11 protein-coding genes are annotated in these 16,058 nt (G+C 39.5%); all 11 read left to right on the top strand.

The features are described 5' to 3' along the window. Window positions 1–104 precede the first annotated feature (104 nt). Window positions 105–1,091: a helix-turn-helix transcriptional regulator gene (locus tag B3C94_RS20005; RefSeq protein ID WP_293907010.1), complete on the top strand. Its 987-nt coding sequence runs from the start codon at window positions 105–107 to the stop codon at window positions 1,089–1,091. Between the two features lie 158 nt (window positions 1,092–1,249). Continuing rightward, on the top strand, window positions 1,250–2,074 hold the full coding sequence (locus tag B3C94_RS20000) for a siderophore-interacting protein (RefSeq protein ID WP_293907008.1): 825 nt from the start codon (window positions 1,250–1,252) through the stop codon (window positions 2,072–2,074). Between the two features lie 15 nt (window positions 2,075–2,089). Then, window positions 2,090–3,439, top strand: coding sequence for an MATE family efflux transporter (locus B3C94_RS19995; protein ID WP_293907006.1), 1,350 nt, complete (start codon window positions 2,090–2,092; stop codon window positions 3,437–3,439). A gap of 114 nt (window positions 3,440–3,553) precedes the next feature. Next, on the top strand, window positions 3,554–6,775 hold the full coding sequence (locus B3C94_RS19990) for a SusC/RagA family TonB-linked outer membrane protein (RefSeq protein ID WP_293907004.1): 3,222 nt from the start codon (window positions 3,554–3,556) through the stop codon (window positions 6,773–6,775). A 12-nt stretch (window positions 6,776–6,787) separates the two neighbouring features. Next, on the top strand, window positions 6,788–8,281 hold the full coding sequence (locus B3C94_RS19985; RefSeq protein ID WP_293907002.1) for a SusD/RagB family nutrient-binding outer membrane lipoprotein: 1,494 nt from the start codon (window positions 6,788–6,790) through the stop codon (window positions 8,279–8,281). Next, a complete protein-coding gene (locus tag B3C94_RS19980) occupies window positions 8,281–10,743 on the top strand; it encodes a phosphocholine-specific phospholipase C (RefSeq protein ID WP_293907000.1) in 2,463 nt (820 codons plus the stop codon). The genes B3C94_RS19985 and B3C94_RS19980 overlap by 1 nt, the downstream gene beginning before the upstream one ends. A gap of 146 nt (window positions 10,744–10,889) precedes the next feature. After that, window positions 10,890–11,654, top strand: a complete 765-nt coding sequence (locus tag B3C94_RS19975; RefSeq protein WP_293906984.1) for a response regulator transcription factor — start codon at window positions 10,890–10,892, stop codon at window positions 11,652–11,654. A gap of 10 nt (window positions 11,655–11,664) precedes the next feature. Continuing rightward, entirely contained in the window at window positions 11,665–13,023 is a 1,359-nt protein-coding gene (locus B3C94_RS19970) for a HAMP domain-containing sensor histidine kinase (RefSeq protein WP_293906982.1), read from the top strand. A 124-nt stretch (window positions 13,024–13,147) separates the two neighbouring features. Further along, the gene (locus B3C94_RS19965) at window positions 13,148–13,630 is read left to right on the top strand and encodes a hypothetical protein (RefSeq protein ID WP_286709889.1); all 483 of its coding nucleotides are present in this window, start codon (window positions 13,148–13,150) and stop codon (window positions 13,628–13,630) included. A gap of 68 nt (window positions 13,631–13,698) precedes the next feature. Continuing rightward, window positions 13,699–14,700 carry an ABC transporter transmembrane domain-containing protein gene (locus B3C94_RS19960; protein WP_293906977.1) on the top strand — a complete coding sequence of 334 codons (1,002 nt, stop codon included), beginning with the start codon at window positions 13,699–13,701 and terminating at the stop codon, window positions 14,698–14,700. After that, complete coding sequence (locus B3C94_RS19955) at window positions 14,690–16,051, top strand: HlyD family secretion protein (RefSeq protein WP_293906975.1); 1,362 nt, start codon at window positions 14,690–14,692, stop codon at window positions 16,049–16,051. Before B3C94_RS19960 ends, B3C94_RS19955 begins: the two co-directional genes overlap by 11 nt. Window positions 16,052–16,058: the final 7 nt, after the last annotated feature.

The raw sequence follows: 16,058 nt of genomic DNA, 5'->3' as shown, positions 1-16,058 counted from the left end.
TGGATAAAGGAGTAAAATGTCCGTCGAAAGGAGTTTTTTCTTGAAAGAAACCTCCCAAGCAAAAAGACCGGTAATTATTTGAAACTGATTACAGGAAGTTAATAATGGCACTTAGACTATATGAAATTGATTCACCCAGTTTATTATTGGAGCGGACTTACCCAAGTACCTGCTTTTCCGTCGACACGGGAATTTATGAATCTGTAACACATTTAGATACTACATTTGGGAAAGGTTTTTATAAGGAGGTTTTCTTCGATGGTATTCATATTGGTTACGGTCATGCACAGTTATTTAAACGGATGCGGTTTCGTTTTGAAAGTGATTTTGAAACAGTTGAAATGCACTTTGCCTTAAAAGGCAATAGTCAGGCGAGTGGCGAAATGATGCCCTTAGGTGTAAATTTTGAGACCTACCAGCATAATATTATTTACGGAAATTCAATGTGTGGTCAAATGGAGTGGGGGAATCAGGAGTTTCAGTTATGTGAAATAAACTTATCGCCCGAATTTTTTAAAAGATTCTTGCCTGAAGATTCTAAATTCTTTGCAGATTTTCGGAATGCTATTGACCGTGGTAAATCGGGATTGCTGACCGATATGCATAGACGTATTACTCACGATATGTATGAAATTATCAACGATGTAATCAATTGCCAACGAAAGGGAATTTTTAAGAAAATTTTCCTGGAAGCAAAGATTATGGAGCTCTTGCTTCTTCAATTGGAACAGTTTCAGGAAGAGGGTATTGTAGCAGTTTCGTTAAAAAAAGCCGACATCGATAAGATATATGCCGTTCGTGAGTTTCTTCTAAAAAATATGGACAGCAATAGTACATTGGTCAATCTCGCACATTTGGTGGGTACCAATGAATTTACCTTGAAAAAAGGCTTTAAGGAGCTCTTTGGTACGACTGTTTTCGGTTTTTGGCATGACGCAAAAATGGAGCATGCTAAGAAGTTGATCTTAGATGAAGATCGAACAATCGGTGAAGTCTCTGATTTGGTTGGTTACAAAAATCAACGCCATTTTTCGGACGCCTTTAAACGTAAATTTGGCATCCCACCAAGTAAGCTGAAAAATGCCTTCTAATAGGGAAGAGTTTTTTCACACTTTACGGACTTTTTATTCCTTTTTACGGAAGTTTTAGTAGCACATGAATTGGTTTGATAAAAATCGAATAATTACCTTTGTTTAGAAAGATTCTTAATAATAATCTTATGATCAAATAGGTACGTAATTAGAAAATCATGGGAAAAACTGAAATGAAAGTAATACAGCTCGCCCTGACTGTAAGTAGAAAGGAATATCTGACACCACATTATATTCGTGTGTATTTGACTGGTGATGGTGTAGATCAAATCGCTAATACGACCGTCGGAGTCAATAATAAGATTTTGATTCCGCCAAAGCATGTAGATCGCATTTATTTTCCGGAATTTGATTATGAACGCGGGCAGTGGAAGCCGATGGATGAAGCGATCAGGCCAACAGTTCGAACTTACACACATCGCGGTATCAACCTTGATAGAAATGAGGTATGGATTGATTTCGTTGCCCATGGTGATGAGGGGCCAGCTTCCGCTTGGGCGATGGCTGCAAAACCTGGCGATGCGCTCGGGATTCTAATGAAAGCAGGTAAGACGCCACTCTATGAAGTTGCAGTGAACTATCTGCTTGTTGGGGATGCAACTGCAATTCCTGTTTTGGGTGCAATCTTAGAAGATTTGCCACCTTCGGCAAAGGGAATCTGTATGATTGAAGTACATGGTAGCGAAGATATACAGCAATTGAAGACTAAGGCTGCTATTGATTTTATCTGGATACATAATGATACGCCACAGGAAGGTAGCCTTTTGGCGGATTTGGTGAAGATCAGATCCTTGCCTACACAGGACAAATTTGCTTATATAGCTGCTGAATTTTCGACAGTTAAGGAGATTCGCAATTTTTTGCGTAAGGATCTCGGTTGGGGAAGAGAGGAGCTTTATGCTTATTCGTATTGGAAAGCTGGAGTTGCGGAAGATAAATCTGCTACAGATCGCCGTAGTGAGAGTGAAGAAATCCAGGCTTAACGTTTACGATAGGTTATGGAGAAACAGAAACAACTGATCTTAAATGAGAAGTTAAGTAGCGTGATGTGGCAGATGTCGTGGCCTGCCGTGATTGCAATGGTCCTGTATGGACTGAACAATTTTCTGGATGGTATTTTTGTTGGTCATCTGATTAACAATACAGCTTTGGCAGCAGTGGGTGTAACCTATCCTTTGGCCCAATTTGCTCAAGGTTTTGGTACCCTGATCGGAACAGGTATGGGGGCAGCAATTAGTATTTGGATAGGTGGGGATCAACTTGAGAAATTACATAGGTCATTTGGTACGGTGCATTTTTTGACTATTATTTTCTCTCTTATAATTACGCTCCCTTGTTATGTATTAGCCGACAGATTGGTCTATATGATGGGCGGGCGAGGTGAGATATTGGCCCTTGGGGTCGATTACTTTCGAGCAACCATATTGGGTAGTTTTTTCTGGATTTATGGCTTGGCCCTCAATATGATCATTCGTGCGGAGGGTCGTATGAAAACTGCGGCCTGGATGATTGCAATAGGATTGCTTGTTGATGTCTTACTTAAACCAGTTTTTATACAACATTTTGGTTGGGGTGTTTCAGGAGCAGCCTGGGCAACCAATATATCGATGATCATCTATACATTTTTAGGTGTATGGTATTACGCCGGGGGAAAGGCTTCATTCAAAACAAAATTTTGGTCTTTATCTTGGGATTTGTCGATTTTAAAAGAGACGTTTTCGTTAGGCATGCCTGGTTTTGTCATGATGGTCATGATTGTAATCCAGAATATTGTTGTCTTCAACGCATTGGCCAATTACGGGAATGATATGGACATTACGTTTTTTACAGCGGTCAATAGGCTTTATATTTTATTAAACACCCCATTATGGGGACTTATGCGGGCTTTGCAGCCTGTAACTGGGATGAACTACGGTGCTGGTCAGTATAGGAGAAGTATCAATTCGTACCGCTTATTTGCCATTACTGGACTGCTAATTCTACTTCCATTCTGGTTGCTGGTGATGTTTCATCCCGTTGCTGTGCTATCGATCATGATACCAGGATCTACTTTTTCGATACAGCAGCTAATGGATTTCAGAATTTATATGAGTGTTTTATTGGCTCTTCCATTTATTTTTATGGCGATGGTGTGGTTTCCTTCCATTGATCATGCCAAGCCTGCGACTTTTATCAGTGTATTGCGGCAGGTTGTATTTTATATTCCTATCTTAATTATTGCGCCAAAATATTTTGGTGTACACAGCATTTATGTAGCGAGTGCGGCGATAGATTGGATTATTTTCATTCTAGTCATCTATGCGGTTCGGCGGAGCATGCGGAAACTCAATATACAAGTTGGCGTATAGCTGCTGCACGAACGATGTTAATGTTAAGTTAAGCAATCTTTAAGATTGCATTGTTAATATACTACTCATCTTCTAGTAATATAGGTTTCATTTTTTTGGGCAAAATTCAAAATAATGAAACCTATTAAACTACCTCAATTTAGGAAAACAGCTCAGGTGACCTTAGCTATTGCATTGCTGAATGCGGCACATGTCGATAGCGTATGGGCAAACTTTGCGAATGAAACTACCAAGCTCGAAATTGCCGATCAAGCTATTATTAAAGGGATTGTTAAGGATCAGGACGGCAAACCTATTGACGGCGGCACGATCATCAATGAAACCAGCAAACAGAGTACGCGTACAGAGTTTAATGGTAAATTCAATCTGAAAGGTCAGGTTGGCGACCAAATCCGTGTTTCTTCTTTAGGATATAAAACAGCTACAATAACTGCTACAGATGGGGATCTTGTGGTGGTTTTGGAAAAGGATGATTCAAAGTTGGATGAGGTTGTTGTCACGGCAATTGGTATCAAGCAACAAAAGAAGCAAATTGGTTACGCTACCCAAGAAGTCAAATTAGACGTACTTAAAGAGTCTAAAACAATGAATATTGGTACAGCGCTAACGGGACAAGTATCTGGTCTTATCGTTAATAATCCAACGGGGATTTTTCAGGCACCATCTTTTCAATTGCGTGGTAAGACCCCACTTATTGTCGTAGATGGTATTCCTGTAGAATCTGATTTTTACGACATGTCCAGTCAAAACATTGAGAATATCAATGTACTGAAAGGAACAGCCGCTTCATCTTTATATGGATCACGCGGTAAAAATGGCGCGATCTTAATTACAACAAAAAGTGCAAAAAGCGATAAGCTGGAGTTTTCGGTTGGAACCAGTAATATGTTTTCTGCAGGATTTACGGTTTTTCCAGAATCACAGAAGGAGTTTGGAAGTGGATCCAACGGTAAATATGAGTTTTGGGATGGTGCTGATGGGGGGATTTCAGATGGAGATATGACATGGGGTCCCAAATTGAACTCCGGAATAAAGGTTGCACAATGGAACAGTCCGATTCGTGATAAGCAAACTGGTGAAGTGATTCCTTGGTGGGGTGATGTGAGTGGAACCAAGTATAACGATAAGTCACGTTATGAAAGAGTGCCGATTGATTGGGTCGCACATAACAATTTAGAGGATTTCCTTGGAACTGGACTTATTACCGAAAATAATGCGACATTATCGTATCGTTCGGAAAAGGTAAGCATATTTGGAACAGGAAAATATGCTTATCAAAAAGGTCAGGTGCCCAATACCAAGCTTTCTACAGGTGGATTAAATTTGAATACCTCTTACCGTTTTACTCCTGAGGTACAATTAGATCTTAACTTATCCTATAATAAAGTAAAATCTCCAAATTATCCAAGGTATGGATATGGGCCTAAAAACCATATGTATACGATTTTGCTGTGGATGGGTAACGATGTAAATGGACAAGAATTAAAGGATCACCTCTATATTCCGGGACAGGAGGGCTATCGTCAAGCAAACTACAACTATGCATGGTACAACAACCCTTACTTTGCAGCCAATGAGCTGAACCAGGTATACGACCAGGATATTTTGGCTGGACAGACTGCTTTAACTTGGCGTATTTCACCTGAATTTACCATCAAAGGTCGTGCAGCAGCAAGACAAAAAAATCTATTCCAGGACATGCAAAGTCCGAAGTCTTACATGAATTATGGCGATTCACGGAATGGGGATTATAAAAACTGGGATAGCAAGCAGCTCAATTTTGATGCGGACGTCTTAGCAACCTATATTAAGCAGTTGTCTGACAATTTTGGTGTAACCGTTAATGCGGGATCTTCCACTTTCAAAAGAGATTATCGTGAGCTTTATCAAACTACAGATGGTTTAGTTGTACCATTTGTCTACAACTTAGGCAATACCCAAGGCCCAGTTAAGGCAACAAATACAACAACTGAAAAAATAATCCGAAGTGCTTATGCATCCGTAAACTTAAATGTATTTAAGTCCACCTATCTGAATTTTTCGGGAAGAAATGACTGGTCATCCACATTATCGAAAGCCAATCAGTCCTTCTTTTATCCATCTGTTTCGTTAAGTAGTGTTATTTCCGATTATTTTAAACTGCCAGCGCAAATTGACTTTGTTAAATTGTACAGTTCCTGGGCATCGGTATCTTCTGATTTGGATCCTTATAGCATTGCCGCAACTTATAAAAAAGATGTGACCTATGGTTCGACGCCATCAGTGACATATCCTGCAGGTATTATTAACCCTGATATCCTTCCACAGCAGTCTATCTCCTTAGAAGTTGGTGCTTCTATGGCTTTCTTTAAAAATAGACTTTCGGCTGATGTGACGTACTATAATGTTGTGGATAAAAATCAGATCATCGATTTGAGTATTTCCCAAGCATCTGCTTTTACTTCGCGCAAGGTGAATGGAAATAAATACCGTACAAAAGGATTGGAAATTTCTTTGACAGGAAATATCATTAAAAATGATCAATTTTCGTGGACGTCTACCGTAAACTGGTCTCGTGCAATTCAGCGTTTGGAAGAAATTTACAATAACCAAGCGAAATACGGTAATCTTAAAAAAGGTGATCGTGCAGATAGCTACTATGGTACTGTCTGGGAAAAATCGGCTGATGGTAAGGTTATCTTGAATCCGAATACGGGTATGCCGACCAAAAATCCATTTCCACAATATTTAGGTTACTTTCAACCGGACTGGCAATTTGGTTTCGCAAACCAGTTTAAATTTAAGGGATTTCAGGTAAATCTTGATTTCGACGGATCTATCGGCGGTGTCATGAATTCGACTACGATAGAAAAAATGTGGTGGGGTGGAAAGCATCCTTCTTCGGTCTTATATCGTCAGGAACAATATGATGCAGGGAAACCAGTTTTTGTGCCAGATGGGGTGATCGTAACAGGAGGTGAGCTTACCCGTGACGTGAACGGTAATATTACTTCAGATACCCGAACGTATACAAGTAATACAAAAGCTGTTGATTGGCAGGCTTGGAGTCAAAATTATCCTTACCAGGCTAGAGTTACAGAATCTGAAAGTAAACTGTTTGCCAATGTATTTGATCGATCATTTGTAAAACTGCGTCGACTTTCGGTCGGTTATGATGTCAATAAAGTGTTTAAATTAAAACAGCTTACGGCACTAAATGCATCACTATTTGGCTATAATTTAGCTATGTGGAAGAAAGTACCTTATATCGATCCTGATTTTGGCGTTGGAAACGATGGAAACTTACAAGATCCTTCCACACGATATATTGGTTTTTCTCTAGATTTTAAGTTTTAATAAAGTAGTACGATGAAATTATTTAATAAACATATATTTCTTGGATTATTTTCTCTTTCAATCATGACTTCTTGTCAGAAATTGACTGAAGTAAATGTTAATCCAAATGAAGCGACAACAACTCACCCGCAAGCTTTATTGACGAAGGTAGAATGGGATGCTTTTCGGACCTGGCACGGTACCTCACCACTATATGCCTTGAAAATGATTGTGCAAACGGATGGTGAAAATGCGAATCAAATTTATAATTGGCAAAGGGGAAGCTTTGAGCAATATGGTAATCTTCGCAATATTACCAAGATGACCGAAGAAGCTGAACGTATTGGCGCTGAAAGTTATTTGGCATTAGCAAAATTTTTCCGTGCGTATTATTTTTATAATCTTACCTTAACGTTTGGTGATGTCCCCTATTCAGAAGCAGCAAAAGGTGAAAATTCGGCAATTTTTGCACCGAAATACGATACACAGAAAGACGTTTTGGTGGGGGTTTTGAAGGAGCTTGAGGAAGCAAGTATTATTCTGAAGAAGAACAATAACACCATAAATGGGGATATTATTTATGGTGGAAATAGTGGCAATTGGAACAAACTAGTCAATTCATTTCGCCTAAAAGTATTATTGACGCTTTCGAAGAAAACGACTGATCTCCCATTTAATGCAGCGACAGAATTTTCGAAAATATTTACCAATGAGTCCCGGATCACTGATGTTAGCGGTGCTGAAGATGGACAGCTCGTCTTTTTGAATCAAGAAGGTAATCGATATCCAGAATTTAACTCAAGCGGTTATGGATCGGGAATGTATATGGATTCAACTTTTATCCAACGGTTGCAGGATCTGAAAGATCCACGGTTATTTGCTGTCGCAACACAAACAAGACTAGGCAAAGAAGCGGGTAAAGCGATTAATGACTTTACGGCTTATGAAGGCGGAGATCCGATTGTTCCTTATGCACAGGTGAATGCAAAAGCCGTATTAGGTAAATTATCGAAAGTCCACGAACGATTTTATCAAGATCCTACAGCTGAACCATTGGTCTTATTGGGCTGTTCGGAGATGCAGTTTATTTTGGCTGAAGCCATTTTGAAAGGTTGGATAACGGGCGATCTCAATGCAACGTATACCAAAGGAGTACAGGCATCGTTCAAATTTTATGAAAAGTATGCGAAAAATTTGGGAACTTATACAAATGAAGCACAAGCGGCCAAATATCTTGAACAAAATTCAGTAAGTCTTGACGGAGCTAGCTCCAATGAGCAAAAGCTAGAACGTATCTTGATGCAGAAATACCTACGCTCATTTCATCAGGGCGGATACTCGGCTTATTTTGATCATTTGCGCACGGGATATCCGGGTTTCCGTAAATCTGCGAATGTGAAAACAGCCTATCGCTGGATGTATCCTCAAGATGAGTACAATAACAATACTGCGAATGTATCTGATGCGATCAAATCACAATTTGGCGGAAATGACAATATTAATTTACAGACTTGGTGGTTAAAATAATGGATTCAAGGAGGATATTTTTAAAAAAAGCAGCGATGCTGGCTGGGAGTACGGTAGCGATAAACTGGCTACCTGAATCGTTACAAAAAGCCTTGGCGATTGAAGCTCCAAAAGGATCAACTTTTTTGGATGCCGAACATGTTGTCTTTTTGATGCAGGAAAATAGATCGTTTGACCATTGTTTTGGAACTTTGAAGGGCGTACGTGGCTTTAACGATCCCCGCGCGATGAAATTGCCGAATGGTCTACCTGTATGGATACAAGGAAATAAGGAAGGTGCATATTTTGCACCTTTCCATTTAGATATCGTCAATAGTAAATCGACTTGGATGGGGTCGCTTCCGCATGGCTGGCGTGATATGGTTGCGGCTCGTCATGACGGGAAAATGGATAATTGGTTGGAAGCAAAGAGCTCTGGTAATTCAGAATATAAGGCCATGCCTTTAACGATGGGTTATTATAACCGTGCAGATATTCCTTTTTATTATGCTTTTGCAGATGCATTCACGGTTTGTGACCAGCATTTTTGTTCTTCATTGACGGGAACGAGCGCTAATCGATCGTATTTTTGGACTGGTACAGTGCGCGAAGAACCCCGTAATCCCGAATCTGTTGCGCATGTAGACAATGGTCAAATCAACTACAAGGATGTCAAATGGAAAACCTATCCTGAACGACTGCAAAAAGCAGGGGTCTCGTGGAAAGTTTATCAAAATGAACTAAGTTTACCAGTAGGCTTTAAAGGAGAAGAGGAAGATTGGTTGGCCAATTTTACAGATAACAACCTGGAGTTTCACCAACAGTATGGTGTAAGATATCATTTGGCACATTATCAGTGGATGAAAGAACGGGTAAAAGAGCTGCATAAATTTTTGGAAACAAATCCAAAAGAAGAATTGCTGCACAAAGCCAAAGCGGAATTGGAGAATTTGAAAAGAGATGTCATTCATTATACCCCTGAAAATTTTGAAAAGTTATCCCAATTTGAAAAAGATATTCATCGTAATGCTTTTGTGACTAATCTAGCTGATCCCAACTTTCACAAACTTGATAAATTAAGTTATAAAGAAGGTGGAAAGCGGCAGGAAGTTGAGGTGCCGGCCGGAGATGTTTTCTATCAGTTTCGAAAAGATGTTGAAGATCGCCAATTACCTACAGTGTCATGGTTAGTGGCACCTTGTCGTTTCTCGGATCATCCGGGCTCACCTTGGTATGGGGCATGGTACGTATCCGAAGTCCTCGATATATTGACCAAAGACCCTGAGGTTTGGAAAAAGACGATTTTCATCTTAACTTATGACGAAAATGATGGATATTTTGACCATGTAGCTCCTTTTGTTCCGCCATTGAGCACGAACAAAGATCAGGGTGCCGTGTCAGAAATCGACACTTCGGATGAATATGTTACGCTAGAACAGGAGCGAAAAAGGAAAAATAGTAATCATGTAAGTTTTGAAAGTCCTATTGGTTTGGGCTATCGAGTACCAATGGTGATAGCCTCACCCTGGTCTAAGGGCGGTTGGGTCAATTCCGAAGTTTTTGACCACAGCTCCTGTCTTCAATTTTTAGAACATTTTTTGGAGAAGAAAACGGGTAAGGTGGTACGGGAAGAAAACATCAGTCAATGGCGAAGAATGGTCTGTGGCGACTTAACAACTTCTTTTCGTCCTGTAGATAACATTGCCAAAACAAGGCTTAATCCGGTAGACAGAGACGGGTATGTTGAACGTATATTCTCCGCTAGGAATAAAAAGCTCCCAACAGATTTTGTGAAAATCGACAGCCAAAAACTGGAGGAAATCAAATCGACAGGTCAATATCATGCAGCAATGCAGATGCAAGAGCAGGGGTGGAAGGATGCCTGTGCTTTACCTTATGAATTGCAGCTAAAAGTACAGCATACACCAACGATGCTTTCCATCAGCTCAACCTTGGAAAGAAGGCTCGATACAGCTAAAGCGGGATCGGGTTTGCCTTATCAGGTTATTTCCTATGTAGCTTATGATGGACATCCGGTAGGTAAAGTTTGGAATTTTACGGTACGAGAAGGGGATCAATTAGCGTATGAATGGGAATTCGATAAAATTGCAGGAGAGTACATATCATTTGCATTGCATGGCCCTAATGGGTTTTATCGTATGATTGAAGCCGCAAAGTCACATATTCCTACAATTGATGTGTACACGAAAGTTGTCGCTGGAAAACCTATTCTTTGTGTACAATCCGTTTCGCTAAATATGGATTTACTTTTTAAAGACTGTTCCTATGATCTTTTCCATGCGAAGGCAATGCGCAAGGATGATCCCGCTTTGGTTGAAATCGATTGCAGCAAGAGTGAAGGTTGGTATGATATTGAAATAACGAGTTCAGAAGATCGTGCCGTCAAATTTCGCTATGCTGGACATATAGAGACTGGTAAATCAAGTAAGACGGACCCGTTAATGGGTAAAGTAAAATTATAGCTGAATCAATTTATGATTAGGGCGAAAGCGCTGTTTCACGATCGATGAATACAGCGCTTTTACTTTTGCAAAAAATAGTAAGATTCTTTTCGTGTGGCTTTTGGCAAAAATGGGATTTGTGTCTCTTGAGTCAAAACGTTATTTTTATGGTTTGGATCGTAGTTCATTACTGCGAACTACACATCATGACGAATATGGAGGAGCAAAAAATTATTTTGGTTGAAGATGAACAGGATGTTGCTGATTTGATCGTACAAGGCTTAGGCGAGGATGGCTATAGAGTCATTCATCTGGGGCGTTCGGAAGGTCTGGAACAGCTTTTAGCGAAGCAAGATGTCTCCCTTGTACTACTGGACATTCTTTTGCCGGGAACTAATGGACTAGATATTTGTAAGCAGATCAGACAGTGGGGGTATACCGATTTACCTGTTATGATGCTGACTGCACTTGGTACTCCGGAGAATGTGGTGCTCGGACTTGATAATGGTGCCGATGACTATCTTTCCAAGCCCTTTAAGCTAATTGAATTGAAGGCTCGGATACGTTCATTGATCCGCAGACAACAGTCTATCGTACAGGCAACACAACGTGATTTGCAGCCATCAAAAGACACATTTAGTTATGGTTTTCTAAGTATCGATGATTATAAAAAAGTAGCCTACTGTGAGGGGCAGGAACTCAATTTGACAAGTACCGAGTATCGTTTGCTCTTGTTGTTTATTCAGAGCCCCAAAAAGGTATTTGAGCGAACGGAGCTTTTGGACAAAATATGGGGGATAAATTTCGATATTGGATCAAATGTTGTCGATGTTTATGTGAATTATTTGAGAAAAAAGATTGAAAAAATAACGAGCAAAAAAGCGATCCATACGGTTATTGGTATGGGATATGTTCTAAAAATAGAAGACTGAATATTTAAAAATGCACAATTATAATCGAAAGCTTATTTATCTCATTGCAATTCTGGTCATTTATGTGAGTTGTTTTGTTGGCTTTATTTTTTATTCCGTTACGAATTTTGCTTTTACAGATTTTTATAAACGGCTGGATCTGCGGCGAAATATTGCTGCTGAAAAATTTCTGAATAATAAATCTGCCTCCCAGACTGATCAGTGGAGCCTTGATTTTATAGAAAATCTCAATAATCAGCATGAATTTTTGGTGGAATTTGATAGCAATGGTGCTATTTTAAGAAGCCAGGGATTCCATCAAGAACTTTGGGATAAAATCAATAAAAAGGGAAGCTCAAATTTCAAGTCGGGTAATCAATTCTATTCAACTAAATATTTTTCGCAAAATGGTCGAAAGTATATTGTGGGCGCTTCCGCTGAAAATTACTTTTATACACACCATTTAGCCTACCTTCGTAATCTGCTTATTATAAGTCTGATTTTGGGGATTCTCTTTATATTCGTTGTTTCGGTTTTTATGAAACGTTCGTTCTTAAAGCCAATATTGACGATGATGAAGGAGGTGCAAGAGATTGGTTCGGAAAATCTCTATAAGCGATTGGATGAGGATAAATATAAAGGTGAGCTTCATGGCCTGGCACTCACATTTAATCGGATGTTAACGCGCTTAGAAACCTCTTTCGAGACACAAAAGAACTTTATCAGCAATGCATCACATGAACTAAATACGCCATTGACATCCATCATAGGACAGGCGGATCTTGCTTTATCCAAAGAACGAACAACAGAGGAGTACCAACGAACATTATTTAAGATCATTGAGTCGGCAGAACATTTGGAAAAGAAAACAAAAGCACTTTTACTGTTGGCGCGTACAGGTTTTGTTAATAATGCGACCGCATTTAGCCCTGTTCGTATTGATCAGATCGTGATGGACGCCGAGCTGACTGTGAAGGCCATCAATGATAAATTTAAGATTATCACAGATTTCAGTCTGTTACCAGATGATAGTATGCGACTTAAGGTGAATGGAAATGCAATTTTGCTACAGCTTGCGCTATCCAATATTATCAGTAATGCCTGTAAGTATTCATCCGATAGAACCGCTTATATTGCTTTGGGTGCATTGGATAATAAAGTCTTTATTCTAATAAAAGACAAGGGTATCGGAATACCTTCCCGTGAATTGGACCATATTTACGATCCCTATTTTAGAGCGTCCAATACGAGTGGCATTGACGGTTATGGTATTGGACTTCCTTTGGCCAGAAATATTATTAAGTTGCATGGTGGGACATTGAAGGTCAATTCTGTTGTGAGTGAAGGCACCACTGTAGAAATTGAATTACCCACTTACCTTCGATTCTAATGTAATTTTAATTTTGATCGTATTTCTAATCTCCTTTTAATACTGTTGCGAGCTTTCTAATGGAAAGCTAATTTTAGATTCATTCCGTTGCCATATGTGCGTTTTAACTTTGCTAAAAAAAAGCATGGCTAAAACAACGCGTATATTAATACCTAGTGATTTTACAGTTGACTCACTCCATTTTGTGCGTCAAAGTATTGAAGAGTCAACGGCTGATTCTATTGATATCATCCTTGTGTATGGCAACAAAAGCAGCACTTCTGCGAGTGAATTACTCGGAATTGGATTGGAAGATCAACTGGAAACACTTCAATCTGAATCTTTTTTAAAAGCCTGTAGCGGAATTTATCAGCGCTATAAAAATCGTAGGCTCAGTATTTTTGCAGATATCTTGGGTACCGATAATAGTCATTATTTGCAGCATTATCTCAGAGGACAGTCTGTAAATGAGGTCATAATACCACGAGATTATACCTATAAAAAGAAAACTCGCAATTTTTTTAATGTCGCTAATGCACTCCGTAAAGTTGAGCGCCAAACTCGTTCTACGGTCTCGTTTAAAGAGCAATCAAATATTGGAAAAAGAGAAATCGGACTAATAGAATGATCACTCGGAATTTTTACCATTGTTTTAGCTGAAAATCATCATTTCTAACTTATCTTCTATCTATTTTTATGGGGCATATACCAGGTGGACCATCACCTTTACAACGGTTGGCAAACCTATTGCATACTGAACGAAAAACAATCAATTATATATTTATTTATGCAATTGTCATCGGGATTTTTAGTTTGACTATTCCAATAGGGATAACAGCAATCTTTAATTTTTTAAGCAATGGAGCGATGTATAGCTCTACCTATATCTTAATTGCTTTTGTGTTATTTGGCGTGATTGTGGGCGGAGTGTTACTGATCGGACAATTAACCTTAGTCGAGTATTTAGAGCAGAAAATTTTTCTAAAATCGGCGGTTGAATTTTCTTATCGCCTGCCGAGAATTAAACCTAAAGAGTTACTTGGAAAAAATCTTGTGGAGTTGGTCAACCGATTTTTTGATGTTATCATTATTCAAAAGGGAATTATCAAACTTTTGATCGATATCATCGCTGCAGTGGTGACAATTTTCTTTAGCGTGGTCTTGTTATCATTTTATCATCCTGCATTTCTGGCCTTTGGCCTTATTGTCATTTTTTCTGTTATTACGATACTTGTTTTATACTATAAAAGAGGGTTGAAAACAAGTATTGAAGAGTCTGAATACAAATATGAGACGGTAGCCTATTTGGAATCTGTTGCCGGACAAATTGACCATTATCGTGCTGATGAGACGAAAATGAACGAAGTGACAAAAACAACAGATTATATTGTCAGTAAGTATTTAGGGGCGAGAAACGATCATTTTAAGGTTTTAAAGCGCTTTTTTATTGGTTCTGTCCTACTTCGCACCCTGTTGTTTGGAGCGATGCTCTTGCTTGGATCTTATTTTGTTGTCGAGCGGCAAATGACTTTTGGTCAATTTGTAGCTGCTGAAGTTGTGATCGTTCAAATTGGTTATGCCATTGAAAAACTGATGACTAACTTAAATACGATTTTTGATATGCTTACGGGAGTTGTCAAACTGGCGGCTGTAACCGATCTTGCGTTGGAGGAGGACGCTGCGGTTTATGTTGATTAATAAGGATCATTCGAATCGAACAACGCTCTCTTGGAGAGATCTTTCTCATGATGCTGTTGATAGCTTATTGAAAGAGCGGGGATCCTTAGTTTTGGGGCGGATCCTTGTGTTATCTGGGATTGTTTTTGTACTGGCACTTTTTCTCCCCTGGCGGCAAACAATTCTTGGAGTAGGAACGGTTACCGCTTTACGTCCACAAGATAGACCGCAGACTATCCAAAATCAGATTGGTGGCCGCATCGAGTATTGGGCAGTTATCGAAGGGCAGGAAGTGAAGAAAGGTGACACAATTTTGGTCCTTTCGGAGACTGCACAATCCTATTTTGATCCCATGCTACCTGTAAGATTAGAAGAACAATTGCATGCCAAAAGGAGTGGAGTAGATGCCGCTAATCAAAAGATGCAAGCTACCCAAGCACAGATTGAAGCATTGAAAAATGGGCTGGATTTTCAGCTTGCATCAGCTAAAAATAAGGTGGTTCAAGCACAAAATGTGGTAAAAATAGATAGTGCAGAACTTGTCGCTGTCATGAGCTTTTTTGAGACCAGTGAAAAGCGGCTTAAACGGTACGAAGAGGGGTATCGTGATGGCTTATTTTCGTTAACGGATATTGAAACAAGACGCTTAAATCTACAAAATGATCGAGCTAAAGTAGTAAGTGCAGATAACAAATTATCAAATTCAAGACAATCACTAACAAATGCGAGCATCGAATTAAACAACATCCGTGCAAAGTATAATGAGTCATTAGCGAAAGCGCAGTCTGATTTAAGTTCCGCTTTTTCTTCCAAGGCCTCAGTACAGGGCGATATCGCTAAACTGAGAAATGAGATCTCCAATATCGATGTCCGACGAGGATTATATGTCGTGAGGGCTCCACAAGATGGTTTTATTGTAAAAACCTTTAAAGCTGGAATCGGTGAAAATATGAAGGAAGGGGAGTCCGTTGCGACATTGCAACCTAAAAAACCACTGCTGGCCGTAGAGCTTTATGTAAACGCGATGGATGTACCATTGATTGAGCCGGAGAGTGATGTAAGGCTGCAATTTGATGGCTGGCCATCAATCCAATTTTCCGGATGGCCTTCTGTCGCGGTGGGTACCTTTGCCGGAAAAGTTTCAGTCATCGATAAAGTGAGCAGTACGAATGGTCGATTTAGGATTTTGATACGGGCGACCGATCCGGTTCCTGAGGGTGACGAGCCTTGGCCAATCCAGTTAAACCAAGGTTCAGGTGCTTATGGAAGGGTTATTTTAAACAAAGTTCCTTTGTGGTATGAGATATGGCGACAGTTGAATGGTTTTCCCCCGAGTTTGGAACGAGAACCAAAAGAAAGTGAAAAAAAGTAATTGTTAT

It is taken from the genome of Sphingobacterium sp. UBA5670, from assembly GCF_002420705.1.
Classification (GTDB): domain Bacteria; phylum Bacteroidota; class Bacteroidia; order Sphingobacteriales; family Sphingobacteriaceae; genus Sphingobacterium.
This window is presented reverse-complemented; position numbering and strand designations above follow the sequence as displayed.